The organism is Alistipes sp. Marseille-P2263, assembly GCF_018101075.1.
Classification (GTDB): Bacteria; Bacteroidota; Bacteroidia; order Bacteroidales; family Rikenellaceae; genus Alistipes; species Alistipes dispar.
Map to the genome: position 1 here is coordinate 596966 of NZ_JAGQEJ010000001.1, position 14023 is coordinate 610988.

At 63.9% G+C, this 14023-nt stretch carries 13 protein-coding genes and 1 tRNA gene; 5 read left to right on the plus strand and 9 right to left on the minus strand.

Translation table 11 applies throughout. From position 1 onward, the window contains the following. The first annotated feature begins 51 nt into the window (after positions 1-51). Positions 52-2100 (plus strand): excinuclease ABC subunit UvrB, encoded by a 2049-nt coding sequence (uvrB, locus tag KB554_RS02600; protein WP_211034880.1) that lies wholly within the window; start codon positions 52-54, stop codon positions 2098-2100. A gap of 98 nt (positions 2101-2198) precedes the next feature. On the opposite strand, the gene KB554_RS02605 is transcribed toward uvrB, so the two are convergent. The 6 genes from KB554_RS02605 to KB554_RS02630 form a co-directional block, all read right to left on the minus strand. Then, entirely contained in the window at positions 2199-2687 is a 489-nt protein-coding gene (locus KB554_RS02605; RefSeq protein ID WP_211034964.1) for a GtrA family protein, read from the minus strand. Continuing rightward, positions 2687-3772, minus strand: a complete 1086-nt coding sequence (locus KB554_RS02610) for a hypothetical protein (protein WP_211034881.1) — start codon at positions 3770-3772, stop codon at positions 2687-2689. The genes KB554_RS02605 and KB554_RS02610 overlap by 1 nt, the downstream gene beginning before the upstream one ends. Beyond that, positions 3769-4665 (minus strand): prolipoprotein diacylglyceryl transferase, encoded by an 897-nt coding sequence (gene lgt / locus KB554_RS02615; RefSeq protein ID WP_211034882.1) that lies wholly within the window; start codon positions 4663-4665, stop codon positions 3769-3771. The genes KB554_RS02610 and lgt overlap by 4 nt, the downstream gene beginning before the upstream one ends. 241 nt (positions 4666-4906) lie before the next feature. Further along, a complete protein-coding gene (locus tag KB554_RS02620) occupies positions 4907-5956 on the minus strand; it encodes an ATP-binding protein (RefSeq protein ID WP_141429403.1) in 1050 nt (349 codons plus the stop codon). Between the two features lie 9 nt (positions 5957-5965). After that, complete coding sequence (locus KB554_RS02625; RefSeq protein WP_141429401.1) at positions 5966-6562, minus strand: riboflavin synthase; 597 nt, start codon at positions 6560-6562, stop codon at positions 5966-5968. 4 nt (positions 6563-6566) lie between these two features. Further along, the gene (locus KB554_RS02630; RefSeq protein ID WP_141429399.1) at positions 6567-7196 is read right to left on the minus strand and encodes a hypothetical protein; all 630 of its coding nucleotides are present in this window, start codon (positions 7194-7196) and stop codon (positions 6567-6569) included. A gap of 42 nt (positions 7197-7238) precedes the next feature. Between KB554_RS02630 and KB554_RS02635 the strand changes: the two genes are divergently transcribed. Further along, positions 7239-7313: transfer RNA gene (locus KB554_RS02635), tRNA-Arg, on the plus strand. 242 nt (positions 7314-7555) lie between these two features. Here the strand turns inward: KB554_RS02635 and KB554_RS02640 are convergent. Both KB554_RS02640 and KB554_RS02645 read right to left on the minus strand, forming a co-directional pair. After that, a complete protein-coding gene (locus KB554_RS02640; RefSeq protein ID WP_211034883.1) occupies positions 7556-8977 on the minus strand; it encodes a hypothetical protein in 1422 nt (473 codons plus the stop codon). 3 nt (positions 8978-8980) lie between these two features. Next, on the minus strand, positions 8981-9529 hold the full coding sequence (locus KB554_RS02645; protein ID WP_141429395.1) for a sigma-70 family RNA polymerase sigma factor: 549 nt from the start codon (positions 9527-9529) through the stop codon (positions 8981-8983). 139 nt (positions 9530-9668) lie between these two features. Here KB554_RS02645 and KB554_RS02650 point away from each other — a divergent pair, with 139 nt between their 5' ends. The 3 genes from KB554_RS02650 to KB554_RS02660 all read left to right on the plus strand — a co-directional run bounded on the left by KB554_RS02650 (position 9669) and on the right by KB554_RS02660 (position 12889). Beyond that, a complete protein-coding gene (locus KB554_RS02650; RefSeq protein ID WP_211034884.1) occupies positions 9669-10361 on the plus strand; it encodes a NigD-like C-terminal domain-containing protein in 693 nt (230 codons plus the stop codon). 101 nt (positions 10362-10462) lie between these two features. Further along, positions 10463-11467: a Holliday junction branch migration DNA helicase RuvB gene (ruvB, locus tag KB554_RS02655; RefSeq protein WP_141429392.1), complete on the plus strand. Its 1005-nt coding sequence runs from the start codon at positions 10463-10465 to the stop codon at positions 11465-11467. A 144-nt stretch (positions 11468-11611) separates the two neighbouring features. Continuing rightward, positions 11612-12889, plus strand: a complete 1278-nt coding sequence (locus tag KB554_RS02660; protein WP_141429390.1) for a malic enzyme-like NAD(P)-binding protein — start codon at positions 11612-11614, stop codon at positions 12887-12889. Positions 12890-12980: 91 nt separating this feature from the next. Here the strand turns inward: KB554_RS02660 and aroB are convergent, their stop codons facing one another. After that, on the minus strand, positions 12981-13997 hold the full coding sequence (aroB, locus tag KB554_RS02665; protein ID WP_211034885.1) for a 3-dehydroquinate synthase: 1017 nt from the start codon (positions 13995-13997) through the stop codon (positions 12981-12983). Positions 13998-14023: the final 26 nt, after the last annotated feature.

Genomic DNA, 14023 nt, shown 5'->3' on the forward strand with positions numbered 1-14023 from the left:
AAACGCGGTACGGAATTGGCAACTGTTTCATTTTATCACTACCTTTGCCTTATGGACTTCAAACTCGTATCCGATTACGCCCCGACGGGCGACCAGCCGGAGGCCATCGCACAACTGGTCGGCTCGATCGAGCACGGTTCGAAGCACAACACGCTGCTGGGCGTGACCGGCTCGGGAAAAACCTTCACCGTAGCCAACGTCATCGCCGACCTGAACCGTCCGACGCTCGTGCTGAGCCACAACAAGACCCTCGCGGCGCAACTCTACGGCGAATTCAGGAACTTCTTCCCGGAGAACGCCGTGGAGTATTTCGTGTCGTACTACGACTACTACCAGCCGGAGGCCTATCTTCCGGCGACGGACACCTATATAGAGAAAGACCTCTCGATCAACGCCGAGATCGAGAAGATGCGGCTCAACACCGTGGCCACGCTGCTCTCGGGGCGGCGCGACGTGGTGGTGGTGTCGAGCGTCTCGTGTCTCTACGGCTGCGGCAACCCCGCGGATTTCCACGCCACGGCCATCACGCTGAAGGTCGGGCAGGTCGTCAGCTACAAGCACTTCCTATACAAGCTCGTCGAGGCGCTCTACACCCGCACCGAACGCGAGCTGGAGCCGGCGACGTTCCGCGTGAACGGCGACACGGTGGACATCATGGCCGCCTTCGGCGAGTTCGGCAACCAGTGCTTCCGCGTGATGTTCTTCGACAACGAGGTGGAGGCCATCCAGTCGATCGACCCCGTGACGGGGCAGCGCATCCACTCGCTCGACACCCTGACGCTCTACCCCACGAATCTTTTCGTCACCACGAAGGAACGCATCCATGCGGCCGTGCAGCAGATCTACCTCGACCTGGGCAAACAGATCGAGTACTTCGAGCGTTCGGACCGCCCGATGGAGGCCCAGCGCATCAAGCAGCGCGTGGAGTACGACCTCGAAATGATCAAGGAGCTGGGCTACTGCCCCGGCATCGAGAACTATTCGCGCTATCTGGACGGCCGGGCCGCCGGGACACGCCCCTTCTGTCTCATCGACTACTTCCCGAAGGACTACCTGCTGGTCGTGGACGAGAGCCACGTCACGCTGCCGCAGGTCCACGCCATGTTCGGCGGCGACCGCGCCCGCAAGGAGAACCTCGTGGAGTACGGATTCCGGCTTCCGGCGGCCAAGGACAACCGCCCGGTGACCTTCGCCGAGTTCGAACAGTTGCAGGGCACGTCGATCTACGTGAGCGCCACGCCCGCCGACTGGGAACTGATGAAGAGCGAAGGGGTGATCGTCGAACAGCTCATCCGCCCCACGGGACTGGTGGACCCGCCGCTGGAGGTGCGCGTCACGACGAACCAGATCGACGACCTGCTCGAAGAGATCGACAAGCGGGTGAAAAACGACGACAAGGTGCTCGTGACGACCATCACCAAGCGCATGGCCGAGGAGCTGTCGAAATACTTCGACCGCGTGGGGGTGCGCAACCGCTACATCCACTCGGATGTCGATACGCTGGAGCGCATCCAGATCCTCGAAGACCTGCGGGCCGGCCTGTTCGACGTGCTGGTGGGCGTGAACCTGCTGCGCGAGGGGCTGGACCTCCCGGAGGTGGCCCTCGTGGCGATTCTCGACGCCGACAAGGAGGGATTCCTGCGCAACGTCCGCTCGCTCACCCAGATCGCCGGACGCGCCGCACGCCACTCGCAGGGCAACGTGATCCTCTACGCCGACACCTGCACCGAGTCGATGCGCTATGCCATCGAGCAGAGCAACCGCCGCCGCGAGAAGCAGGTGCGCTACAACATGGAGCACGGCGTGCTGCCGCGCCGTGCACAGAAGAGCGGCACGGGCCAGAGCACGCTGCTGGCGGGCCGGACCGACGAGAATGCCGGCAACACACCCGTCGCCTATCCCATCGCGGAGGACCACTACGCCCCGGCCGCGGCCGACGTCGCCCGCGCCTATACGGCCGGCGGCGACCTCGACACGCTCATCGACAAGGCGCGCGAGGACATGGAACGGGCTGCCAAATCGCTGGATTTCCTCGCCGCGGCGAAATTCCGCGACCGCATGTACGAATTGCAGAAGTTACGCGAGGAGAACCGGAAATAGCCTGCCGGCGCCTTTCCCGGCGGATCCGCTCCGAAAGTCGGACCGTACCTCGGACCGGGAATCGAGTTCTCCGGGTCCGTCCGTTGCCGCCCCTGTCCCTACTCCGCGGCGGCGTGGCGGAAGGTGAAGTACTTGGCCGCGAGAAAACTATATACGGTGGTGATGCAGGAGGCCAGCATCTGCGAAGGCGTGGCCCAGATCGCGCAGACCTCGACGAAGAATTTCAGAAAGACGTAGTTCACGCCGACCGACCCGGCGACCGAAAGGGCGTAGCGGAAGAGCTGCGTCCCCTGCGGAATCGGCGAGCGGCGGAACGCCACGTGGCGGTTCAGCCAGAACCCGGCGAAGAAGGTGATCGGAAAGGTGCAGAGCATCGCCGCGACATGGGGCGAAACGGCCACGAATCCCAGGTCGAGCAGCTCCTTATCGAGCAGAAAATTGTATATCAGAAAGTAACACCCCCATCCGAAGAGGACGTTCCCGCCGCCGCAGACGGCATAGCGAAACACCTGCCGGGGCAGGAGCGACGATACGGGCGCGATGTAGAACAGGTCGATCGCCCGGATGATCCACTCCGCGACGCGCATCAACGGGCTGTATAGGTCCACATGCCGGGGAAACGCTCCGCATGCGCACGGATGAAGAGCGCGCACGCCTCCGGATCGTCCGACTCAAAGGGCGACACCATGAATTTGGCTCCGAAACGATAGACGCCGCAGGTCACCGCCACGTCACCCGACGCAGCGTTCCGCGCGGCGCGGGCCGCATTTTCGGGCGTACTGAACACCCCCAGCACCACATAGGAGCGCTTCGAAGTCATCGAAGCGGGTTCGGTCCCCGCAGGCCGGGACGCCGGACGCGATTCCGTCCGCACGGTCTGCCGTGCCGTGACGGCCGCACCCGCTGCTCCCGAATCCGTGCCGGCCGTCTTTCCGGCCGTCGCCGCACCGGTGTCCGATGCGGAAGCGCCCGAAGCGTTTCCGGCGGGCTCCGACGCCGCGGCGGACGATCCCGCACCATCCGCAGCCGGTCCTCCGACGGCATCCGCCGCACCGGCAGCGCTTCCGGCCGTTCCCGCCGCAACGGTTTCCTGACCGACGGCCGCATCCCCGGCAACGCCCGCCGACGGGTTTCGGTCCGCGGAGACTGCGACGGAACGCTCCGGACGGGTCGTCAGATAGGAGTATCCGCCGATTCCGACCGCGGCCGCGACAGCCGCCGCTCCGATCCAGATCACCCAGTCGGATCGGCCTGCGGAACGCACTTTCACGGGCGCATGTCCCTGCGGATTGAGCCGCCGGTCGAAAGCCTCGTCCAGGGTGAAACGGTCCTGTTTCAGCACGCCGACGCCGCATACGGTCAGGGTCTCCCCCTCCCGGACGCGTTCCAGCCAGCGGCCGTACACCTCCTGTGCGGCCTGCGGGGCTTCCGCCTCCGACATGCCGCTCGCCGTCAGCACGCGGGCGATCTCCTCCACCAGCGACACCCCCCGACGTTGCGGGGTGAACGTCACCGCCCGGTAGGGCGGCCGCACGCTCCGGCGCGACAACCGCTGCGCCCGGCGGCGCTCCACGCAGAGCGATCCCACCTCCGGCAGGAAAATCTCCCCGCCTGCGGCCAGGACGTTTCCCACGACCCGGCCGACCTGTTCCTCCATCGGATTGCTGCTCATCGTTTCCGTTTTTTATGCGAATTTCCCGAAGCGGACCCCGGCCCCGGAACCGCCTTCGGCCCCGGAGCGGCCGCGGACACGACGGGCCGCGTCATTCCGCGCCAGATCATATAAACTCCCAGCAGGATGAACGGAATGCTCAGCCACTGTCCCATGTCGAGCGCCCAACCCACTTCGAAGGACTCCTGCTCGGTCTTGATGAATTCGATGAAAAAGCGCGTCAGGAACACTCCGATCAGGCCGATGCCGAACAGCACCCCCGGACGGCGGCGCGCCATGTCGCGGCCATAGTAGAGCCAGCAGAGGATGCCGAATGTGGCCAGGTAGCACAGCGCCTCGTAGATCTGCGTGGGATGCACCGCCGCCGGGGCGAACTCGTACACCCACTTGGCCGAACGGACGAACTCGAAGCCCCACGGCAGGGCGGTCGCCGTACCGAAAATCTCCGAATTGAAAAGGTTGCCCATCCGCACGACCGCCCCGCCGATGCCCACGGCGATCATGATGCGGTCGAGCGACCAGACGTACGGCAGCCGGTTCTTGCGCGAAAAGAGCCACAACCCGATGAGCAGGCCGACGGCCGCGCCGTGGCTTGCCATGCCGCCGTCGCGGAACCCCGTGATGATGGTCCACGGCTTCGAAAGGTACTCCACCGGATCGTAGAAGAGGCAGTGGCCGAGCCGCGCGCCGAGGATCGTCGCCAGCGTGCCGTAAATGAAAATCGAACCGGAAACCTCCTGCGAAAGCCCTTCGCGCTTGCAGAAGTTGTCGAAAAACCAGGCTCCGATCAGAATGGCCAGCGCCCACATCAATCCGTAGTAACGAATGTCGAACGATCCGAAACTGATGAAAACCGGATCGAAATTCCAGACAATGCTCAAAGGTTGTATCATCTATTCAAATTTGTTTCTCCGTTTCCGGGCTCCGTCCCGTGCCGTGCGAACCGCCCGGCGGCCGGAACCATCGTTTCCCGCAGCCTTCGCGCTATTCGCGAACACCGCAGAACTGGTTCCCTCCATGTCGGGAAGCGTCTGCCGGATCCGGGACGGCGAAAATTCGTCCCCGCCGCCGCTGCACCCCGCGAAGAACAGCGGGGATACCTCCGGCAAACGGCCGAATCTCATATTCCGGACGCTATTTTATATCCTGCAGGCCGACCTTCTTCAACGTGAACGAGAAGGTGCTGCCCGCACCGAGTTCACTGCGCACGGTGATCCGCTCGCCGTGGGCCTCGACGATGTGCTTGACGATCGCCAGACCCAGTCCCGTGCCGCCCTGTTCGCGCGAACGCCCCTTGTCCGTGCGGTAGAAGCGTTCGAACACGCGCGGCAGGTCCTCCTTGCCGATGCCCTGCCCGTTGTCCTCGACCTCGACCAGAATGCGGTCCAGCATGTCGCGGAAGCGGATGCGCGTCGCGCCGCCCTCCCGGCCGTAGTGGATCGAGTTGATGATGAGATTGACCAGCACCTGCCCGATATAGTGCTTGTCGGCCAGCACCCAGAAGGGCGACGGAAGATTCTCGGCCCCCTTGACCGAAATCCGGATGCCCTTCCTGTCCGCCTCCATCTCGGCCTGCTCGGCGATCTCCCGGGCCAGCGCCACGATGTCGAACCGCTCCATTTTCAACTGGTTCATGTTGCTCTCGAGCTTCGAAATCGTGTCGAGGTCGTTCACGATATTTATCAGCCGGTCGATGCTTTTCTCGGCCCGCTCGAGGTATTTGCGGTTGATCAGCTCGTCCTCCAGCCCGCCGTCCAGCAGGGTCGAAATATAGCCCTGGATATTGAAGATCGGGGTTTTCAGCTCGTGCGCTACGTTGCCCAGATACTGCTTGCGGAATCGTTCGGCCTCTTTCAGGCGGGCGATCTCCCGGTCGTTGGTGTCGGCCCAGGCCGTCAGCTCCTCGCCGATGTTCTCCACACGCTTGTCCTTGAGTTCGGAGAAAATCTCGTTGGTGTGCACGTCGCGCGAAAGCACGATCGAATAGATCGGCTTGAGCTTGTAGGCCACATACTTGCGGATGATGAACAGCGCCGCGAAAAAGACGACGCAGAAAGAGGCCGACACGGCGACGAGCGCATAGCCCCACCGCACGTGCACGGCTCCGAGCACAATCCCCACGATCGCCGCCGCCAGCAGCGCGATCCACAGCGAGGAGGCCTCCTTGGTCTTGATTCGCAACATGGCTCCGGTCTATTTCAGGTAACTGCCCATCAGGCGGGCGATGTATTTGCCCACGATGTCGAACTCGAGGTTCACGACCGATCCCACGTCGATCCGGCAGAAATTCGTATGTTCGAACGTATAGGGGATGATCGCCACGCGGAACGACGCCTCCTTCGAGTCGCAGACCGTCAGGCTCACGCCATTGACCGTCACCGACCCTTTCTCCACCGTGCAGAGCCCCCCGCCCTGCGGCTCGTATTCGAAAGTGAAATACCAACTGCCGTCGGCATCCTCCTTGGCCGTGCAGACGGCCGTCTGATCGACGTGTCCCTGCACGATATGGCCGTCGAGCAGCGCATCGGGCTTCATCGACCGCTCGAGGTTCACCAGATCGCCCGTGCGGAGCAGCCCGAGGTTGCTCCGGTCGAGCGTCTCCTTCATGGCCGTGACGGTGTAGGTATCGCCTTCGATGCCCACAACCGTCAAACATACGCCGTTATGTGCTATGCTCTGGTCGATTTTCAACTCGCCGCAGAAATCCGCGCGCAGCGTGAAATCCCTGTTCTGACGGTCCGTGCGGATGGCCACCACCTCCGCCGTACGCTCCACGATACCTGAAAACATACGCTCAACTGTTTACGATCAATTTTCCCTTTACCTTGTACACCGAGACTATATCGCTGGCATTCACCACGATATCGTCGAAATCGTCCCGGTTTCCGGCCACCAGGCGGAATTTTTCCTCCGCGTCGGCGGCCCGAACTATCCGCAAAGTTACAATTTTTCGGCAGACTACCACATATTCTTCCCCGGGAATAATCGCATCCCGGTCCACGGCCTTCAGCAGCACGACCGTTCCCGGCGGCACGAGCGCCCCCATGGCACGCCCGGCGTAGATCATGGCCAGATCGCAGTCGCCCGCCGGAGCCGCCACCAGGTAGCTCTCCGCCTTCAACCGCCCGACGTCGGCAATGTGCCGCTCGACATCGACGTCGTAATAAGGTATCTGCGCCCCGCGCACGCGGCCCTCGGCGAACATCTGCCCCTCGCCGGTCAGCAGCCACAGCTTGTCCACCTGCGGAAACTTCGTCACGATCCGGTCGGCGACGTCGAGCGAAATGCCGTTGTTGCCGCGTTTGATCTGGTAGAGATTCTCCCCCCGCGCCAGACCGATATGACGGGCGAAGTAGTTGGTGGACATGTTCGCCCACTTGATGACGGCCTCGATTCGCTGCCAATTATTCTGTTTTTCCCGCATTTTTTTGTATAATTTAAATTTTTTTCACACCTTTGCAGTCCCGGTCCCGTAGTTCAATGGATAGAATATAAGATTCCGGTTCTTACGATAAAGGTTCGATTCCTTTCGGGACTACCAGGCACAAGTGCGGAAATCTCCGTGCTTGTGCTTTTTTTATCGCATTCCGAACGGCCCGACGACCCGATTCGAAAATCGTTTTTCCCGACAAAAGTAATAACAAAATCCTTCCGGGCAAGGAAAAACAACACTTTTGATCGTTTTGATAGCACATTCGGACACACACGGACAAAAAAAGCCTGCGCCGTGCGCGCAGACTTTCTTCCATGCAACAAACATGCAAGTATGTGAAAAGGGCCGCGTCAGAACGTGAGGCGCACGCCCAGCCGGAGTGTCAGCGTCAGCGGCGAATCGGTGCGCACGGTGCGCAGGTTCGTTTCGGTAAGGTAATACGACCCTTCCGGCTCGAAGTAGAGTCCGACGATCCCGCCCAGCCGGTACTGCGCGCCGGCGGCCGCGAGCAGCGACCACTGCACGCCCGGCTCGGACACGCTCTTCGAGCCGAATTTCGCGGAGACGCACTTTTCGGCCATTCCTCCGGCCCCTATATATAAGGAGAAGCGTCCGCGTTCGAGGAACTGCCACTTCACCCTGAGGGGAATGCCGAGAAAATGCAGGGTCTGCCCGGTCTCCTCCGAGGCGTACATCGCCCGCACGTCCGACCGCAGCAGCGTGTAGTTGAGCCCGCTTTCGAGCGACAGCCCGTGGGAAAACTCCTTCCCGACGGTGAACGCGACGCTCAGCGGCTGATGATGGCGGAACGAACTCTCCCCGTAATCGTAATTCTTCAGCAGCACGATTTCGGCTCCGTTGCCGATCACCGAGGACATGCCGCCCGGGGCATCGCTCATCATGGGAAAATGCGGCGTCCGTCCTGCCGAACCACCGTCCCCGGAGACGCCGCCTCCCGCCGACAGCGAGAACGACATCCGCTTCCGTGCGGAGGGCCGGGATGCCGGACGCGCATCGCCGCGGACCGCATAGAGGCTGCCTCCCGCTGCCGCGGACCGGGCGGCAACTCCTCCCGTCCGTCCGCCGTTGTCCGCCGCACGACTTCCGACGTTTGTCGCCCGCCCGTCGGACGCACGCTTCCGGCCGGTCTCCGACTCCCCGCCGGAAACGGCCGCCGCGGCTTCCGCCGGCACTCCGCCGGACTCGACTTCCGCGACATGCCCGCCGCTTTCCGCCGAATCCGGCGCCCCCGCATCTTCCGACGTCGCGTCCAGAGCCGCAGTCCGCAGCAACAGCGACGCGGCATTCCCGGCCGTCTCCGCAGCCGTTCCGCCCTCCGATCCCGGCCGCCCGGTCGTCTTCCGCAGCCTTGCGGACGCTTCGGAGCCGGTCTCCCGTGCCGCGCCTCGTGCGGGCGGCACGGCCTGCGCCAGGACGGGCCCAGCCGCTTCGCCGCCGGAACCGGGCAGCAAAGGTTCCGCGGTCTTGCCGCCGTCCGCCGTCGTGATAACAACCCCTTCTTGTTTCAACACCGTATCCGGCCGCAGCAGAAGATCCCCTGCGACGATCCCGATCAACACGACGGCGGCTGCGGCGGCAATCCGCGGCCAATAGATCCGCCATGCGGGCCTCTGCGAAGGGGCGGGCGAAGCCCCCTCCTGTGCAACTGCCAACTCCCGCTCCAGCCGTTCCCAGCCCCCTGCGGGAGGCGTGGCCTCGGCATCCCGGAGCGAGCTCCGCACGGCATCCGTCCACTCTCTATTTCGTTCCATACTTCAATGCGACTCCAAATAAGCCCGGATCTTGCGGGCCAGCAGCGCCCGGGCGCGAAACAATTGCGACGAGGAGCTCTTCTCGTTGATTCCCAGCATCCGGGCGATTTCGCGGTGGGAATACTCCTCGATGCAATACAGGTTGAACACGGCCCGGTAGCCTTCGGGCAGCTCGGAAACGAAGCGCAGCAGCACCTCGCGCGGGACCTGCTCCACATCCGACACGGCGGGTTCGGCGACGGTCGCCGCGACCCTTCCTTCGTCGAGTTCGGTCATACCCAGCCGGTTGCGGCCTCGCAACCATTCAAGCGCCACATTGACCGTGACGCGCTCCATCCAGGCCCTCAGCGATCCCGGACCCCGGTAGGAGAACTTCCCGAACGCACCGTAAATCTTCAGGAACGCATCGTGGAGCAGGTCTTCGGCCGTGGCCCGGTCCCCGGCATAGCGCATGCAGACTGCCATCAGACGCCCGGCGAAACGGTCGTACAGCTCCCGCCGGGCCGCACCGTCCCCCTCTCTGCACCCTTCGGCCAGTATCCGTTCATCCATCTGCATCGCTGAATTCACCTATATAAATTGTCCGGACGGCGAAATACTGCATCCGGACGGAAAAAATTTCCGCACCGTGCAGTATTCCGGCTTTCCGCGCGTTTTCAGAAGCGAAAGGTAACAATAAAATACGGAAATCATGAAAAAAATCGGTTTGCTCTTTCTGACGGCGCTCCTCTCCCTGACGCTCCCCGCCTGCAACGACGACGACGGAGATTATCCGTATGTTTACGGACTGATAACCACCGTGCATACGCTCGGCGACAAGGAGTATTACTTCAAACGCGACAACGGCCAGACGCTCTACCCGAGCGAGAAATCCGCCACCTTCGAGGCCGAGGAGGGGAAACGGGCCGTCATCTATTTCGACCTGCTCGAAGGGATTCCCGACTACGACTACAACATCCGCCTCTACCGCGCCGAGGAGATCTACACCGGCCCCTCCGCGATCGTCACGACGCAGGAGGAGCTGGACCGGCAGGGCGGCGACTGCGCCGGCTTCCCGGCGGCCTACTGGCAGTATTTCAACCTCACGCCGAAATGGCTGACCCTTTATCTGCTCTACCCCGTGACGGACAACTCGAAACACACCTTTTCGGTGATCGTCAACAAGGTCGAGACTCCCGAACAGACCGGGGAGGGCTACCTCAACCTCGAACTGCACCACAGTGCCGGCGGCGACGTCCCGGGCTACACGCAGGGATACTACGTCTCGTTCGACCTGACCCCGATCGCCGCGGAACTGGAGGGAAAAAAGGGCGTGATTCTCGGGATCGAGACCTGCGAGAACGGCACGAAACACATCAAGCTGGACCTGCCGCAGGAGCAGTAGCCGCTCCGAACGCGCAAGTCCCCGTCCGGCCCGCCTTCCCGCGGGCCGGATTTTTTCGCGGGGCGCCGCGGCGTCTCGTGAAAATTCGCTATCTTTGCCGCATGTCTATCGTACGCAATACAGAGAGCGACCTCGAATTCGAGAACAGGATCCGCCCGCAGGAGCTCGAAAACTTCTCGGGACAGGACAAGATCGTCGAGAACCTCCGCATCTTCATCAAGGCGGCGCTCATGCGCGGCGACTCGCTGGACCACGTGCTGCTGCACGGACCTCCGGGACTGGGCAAGACGACGCTGGCGAACATCATCGCCAACGAGATGGGGGCGCAGCTGCGCGTCACGTCGGGTCCCGTGCTGGACAAGCCGGGCGACCTGGCCGGCCTGCTGACCAACCTCAACCCGGGCGATGTGCTCTTCATCGACGAAATCCACCGCCTCAGCCCGATCGTCGAGGAGTATCTCTATTCGGCGATGGAGGACTACAAGATCGACATCGTACTCGACAAGGGTCCTTCGGCGCGTTCGATCCAGATCGAGCTGGCCCCCTTCACGCTCATCGGAGCCACGACGCGCAGCGGTCTGCTGACCTCGCCCCTACGGGCGCGGTTCGGCATCCAGTGCCACCTGGAGTATTACGACGCTCCGGTCCTGGCCGGCATCGTGCGGCGGTCGGCGCGGATTCTCGACGTCTCGATCGACGACGACGCGGCGCACGAGGTGGCCCTGCGCTCGCGCGGCACGCCGCGCATCGCCAACGCCCTGCTGCGGCGCGTGCGCGACTTCGCGATGGTCAAGGGCGAGGGGCACATCGACCTGGCCATCACCCGCATCGCCCTCGCGGCGCTCAACATCGACTCGCGCGGACTGGACCGCATGGACAACCGCATCCTCTCGACGATCATCGAGAAGTTCAACGGCGGACCCGTCGGGCTGAACACCGTCGCCACGGCCGTCGGCGAGGAGGCCGGCACGATCGAGGAGGTTTACGAACCGTTTCTCATCAAGGAGGGGTTCCTCAAACGCACGCCCCGCGGCCGCGAAGCCACGGCGCTGGCCTACGAGCACATGGGCTTCACCCCGCCCCGCAGCGAAGGCACGCTTTTCTGACCGCCCGGCAGCCCGGAGCGAGGCTTCCGGCCGCAAAGGAGCCGCATGCCGGACGGTCGTCCCCCCATTCTCCGGGCCGGGCGCAATATTTGCAACGAAAGCCCGTTGGTATTCGACGGGTCTAACCGAAAAAAGAGAAAAACAATGACAACCGACAATAAACTCGCCGAGGAGGCGCTGCGCTACCACAGCGAAGAGCGCCCCGGAAAAATCGGCATCGTTCCCACGAAGCCCCACCGCACGCAATACGACCTTTCGCTGGCCTATTCGCCCGGCGTGGCCGTTCCCTCGCGCATCATCGCCCAAACGCCGGAGAAGATCTACGACTACACGGGCAAGGGCAACCTCGTGGCCGTCGTGTCGAACGGCACGGCCGTACTCGGACTGGGCAATATCGGCCCGCTGGCCGCCAAACCCGTGATGGAGGGGAAGTGTATGCTGTTCAAGACCTTCGCCGGCATCGACGCCTTCGACATCGAGGTGGCCGAGACCGACCCCGACGCCTTCGTGCGCGCCGTGCGGGCCATCGCCCCCACCTTCGGCGGCATCAACCTCGAGGACATCAAGGCCCCCGAATGCTTCGAGATCGAGGCGCGGCTGCGCGACGAGCTGGACATTCCCGTCATGCACGACGACCAGCACGGCACGGCCATCATCACCTCGGCGGCACTGCTCAACGGCGCGAAGATCGCCGGCAAGGAGATCGCCCGCCTGCGCGTGGTGGTCAACGGCGCGGGAGCCGCCGCCATCGCCTGCGCACGGCTGTTCCTTTCGCTGGGCGTCCGGCGCGAGAACATGGTGCTGTGCGACAGCCGCGGCGTGGTCTCGGCCCACCGCGAGGACCTCAACCCGCTCAAACGCGAGTTCGCCACCCCGCGGCGCATTTCGACGCTGGCCGAGGCGCTGCACGACGCCGACGTCTTCCTCGGCGTGTCGAAGGCCGACACGCTGACGCCCGAGATGCTGCGCACGATGGCATCGAACCCGATCGTCATGGCTTTGGCCAATCCCGATCCCGAAATCGCCTACGACACGGCCGTCGTCTCGCGCCCCGACATCATCTTCGCCACGGGCCGCTCGGACTACCCCAACCAGGTCAATAACGTACTGGGATTCCCCTACATCTTCCGCGGCGCGCTCGACGTGCGGGCCTCGAAGATCAACGAGGAGATGAAGCTCGCCGCGGCGCACGCCATCGCCGCGCTGGCCCGGGAGCCGATCCCGGCCTCCGTGCTGCGGGCCTACAACCTCGAAAAGCTGGAGTTCGGGCGTTCGTACCTCATCCCCAAGCCGCTCGATCCGCGGCTGCTCTGCACCGTGGCGACCGCCGTAGCCCGCGCTGCCGTCGAATCGGGCGTCGCCCGCCGGCCCGTCGCCGACTGGGATGCCTATGCCGAGCGCCTGCGGACGCTGGCCGAATAGCCGGAAATCACGGAAACACGAACGGCGCGCTTCGATACGGATTCGAAACGCGCCGTTAAATATTCGGAACGGAACCGTCGCCCGACGTCCCTTATGCGAACAACGCCGCGAACCCGTCGCGCGTCATGGGACGCACCTCGCAGCCGCCGATCCCCGTCGGGAACACGACCCGCAACACGCCCTCCTCGCTCTTCTTGTCCTTGCCGACCTCCTGCAACAGCCGCGCCACCGGAACCGGAGGCGTGAGGTCGAACCCCAGCCGTGCGAGCAATCCCCGGATACGGTCGCGGTCGGCCGGAGCCAGCACGCCGAGCCGCACGGCCGCATCGGCCGCGAGCGCCGTCCCCACGGCCACGGCCTCGCCGTGGTTCATGGCGTCCGAGCACTTCTCGATGGCGTGCCCCAGCGTATGTCCGAGGTTGAGCTTGCGCCGGTCCCCGGCCTCGTACTCGTCGCGTTCGACGATCTCCGCCTTGACGCGCACGGCCGCCGACACCACCGCCGACAGCTCCGCCGTATCCCCGCGCAACGCGTCGAAGCCGAGGCGCTCCAGCCGTGCGAACAGCTCCGCGTCGGCGATGACCGCCGCCTTGACCGCCTCGGCCAGCCCGGCCCGGAACTCCCTTTCGGGCAGCGTCCGCAGCAACGCCGGATCGCAGACGACGAACCGCGGCTGGGTAAACGTCCCGGCCATGTTCTTGTACCCGTCCACGTTCACCCCGTTCTTGCCGCCCACCGAGGCATCGACCTGCCCCAGCAGCGTCGTCGAGACGAACCCGAACGGAAGTCCCCGCATGTAGATCGAGGCGGCGAACCCCGCCACGTCGGTCACGATGCCGCCGCCGACGCCCAGAATGAAGGTCTTGCGGTCCGCACCCATCCCGATCAGACGCCGGCAGAGGGTCTCGACCGTGCGGAGCGTCTTGTGCTCCTCGCCGCGGCCGACGAGCAGCGTCTCGTAGGGGGCCAGCAGCCGGCCGTGCAGCTCCGCCACCGCGGCGTCGGAGACCGCTACCACGCGCCCCGCGGGCAGCACGTCCGGAAGAATCTCCGCGGCCGGGCCGATGAAAACGTCGCTCCGGCCGCGCACGCTGAAAGCAGGTTTCATTTATTCAACTTTTTTAACAATCGAAC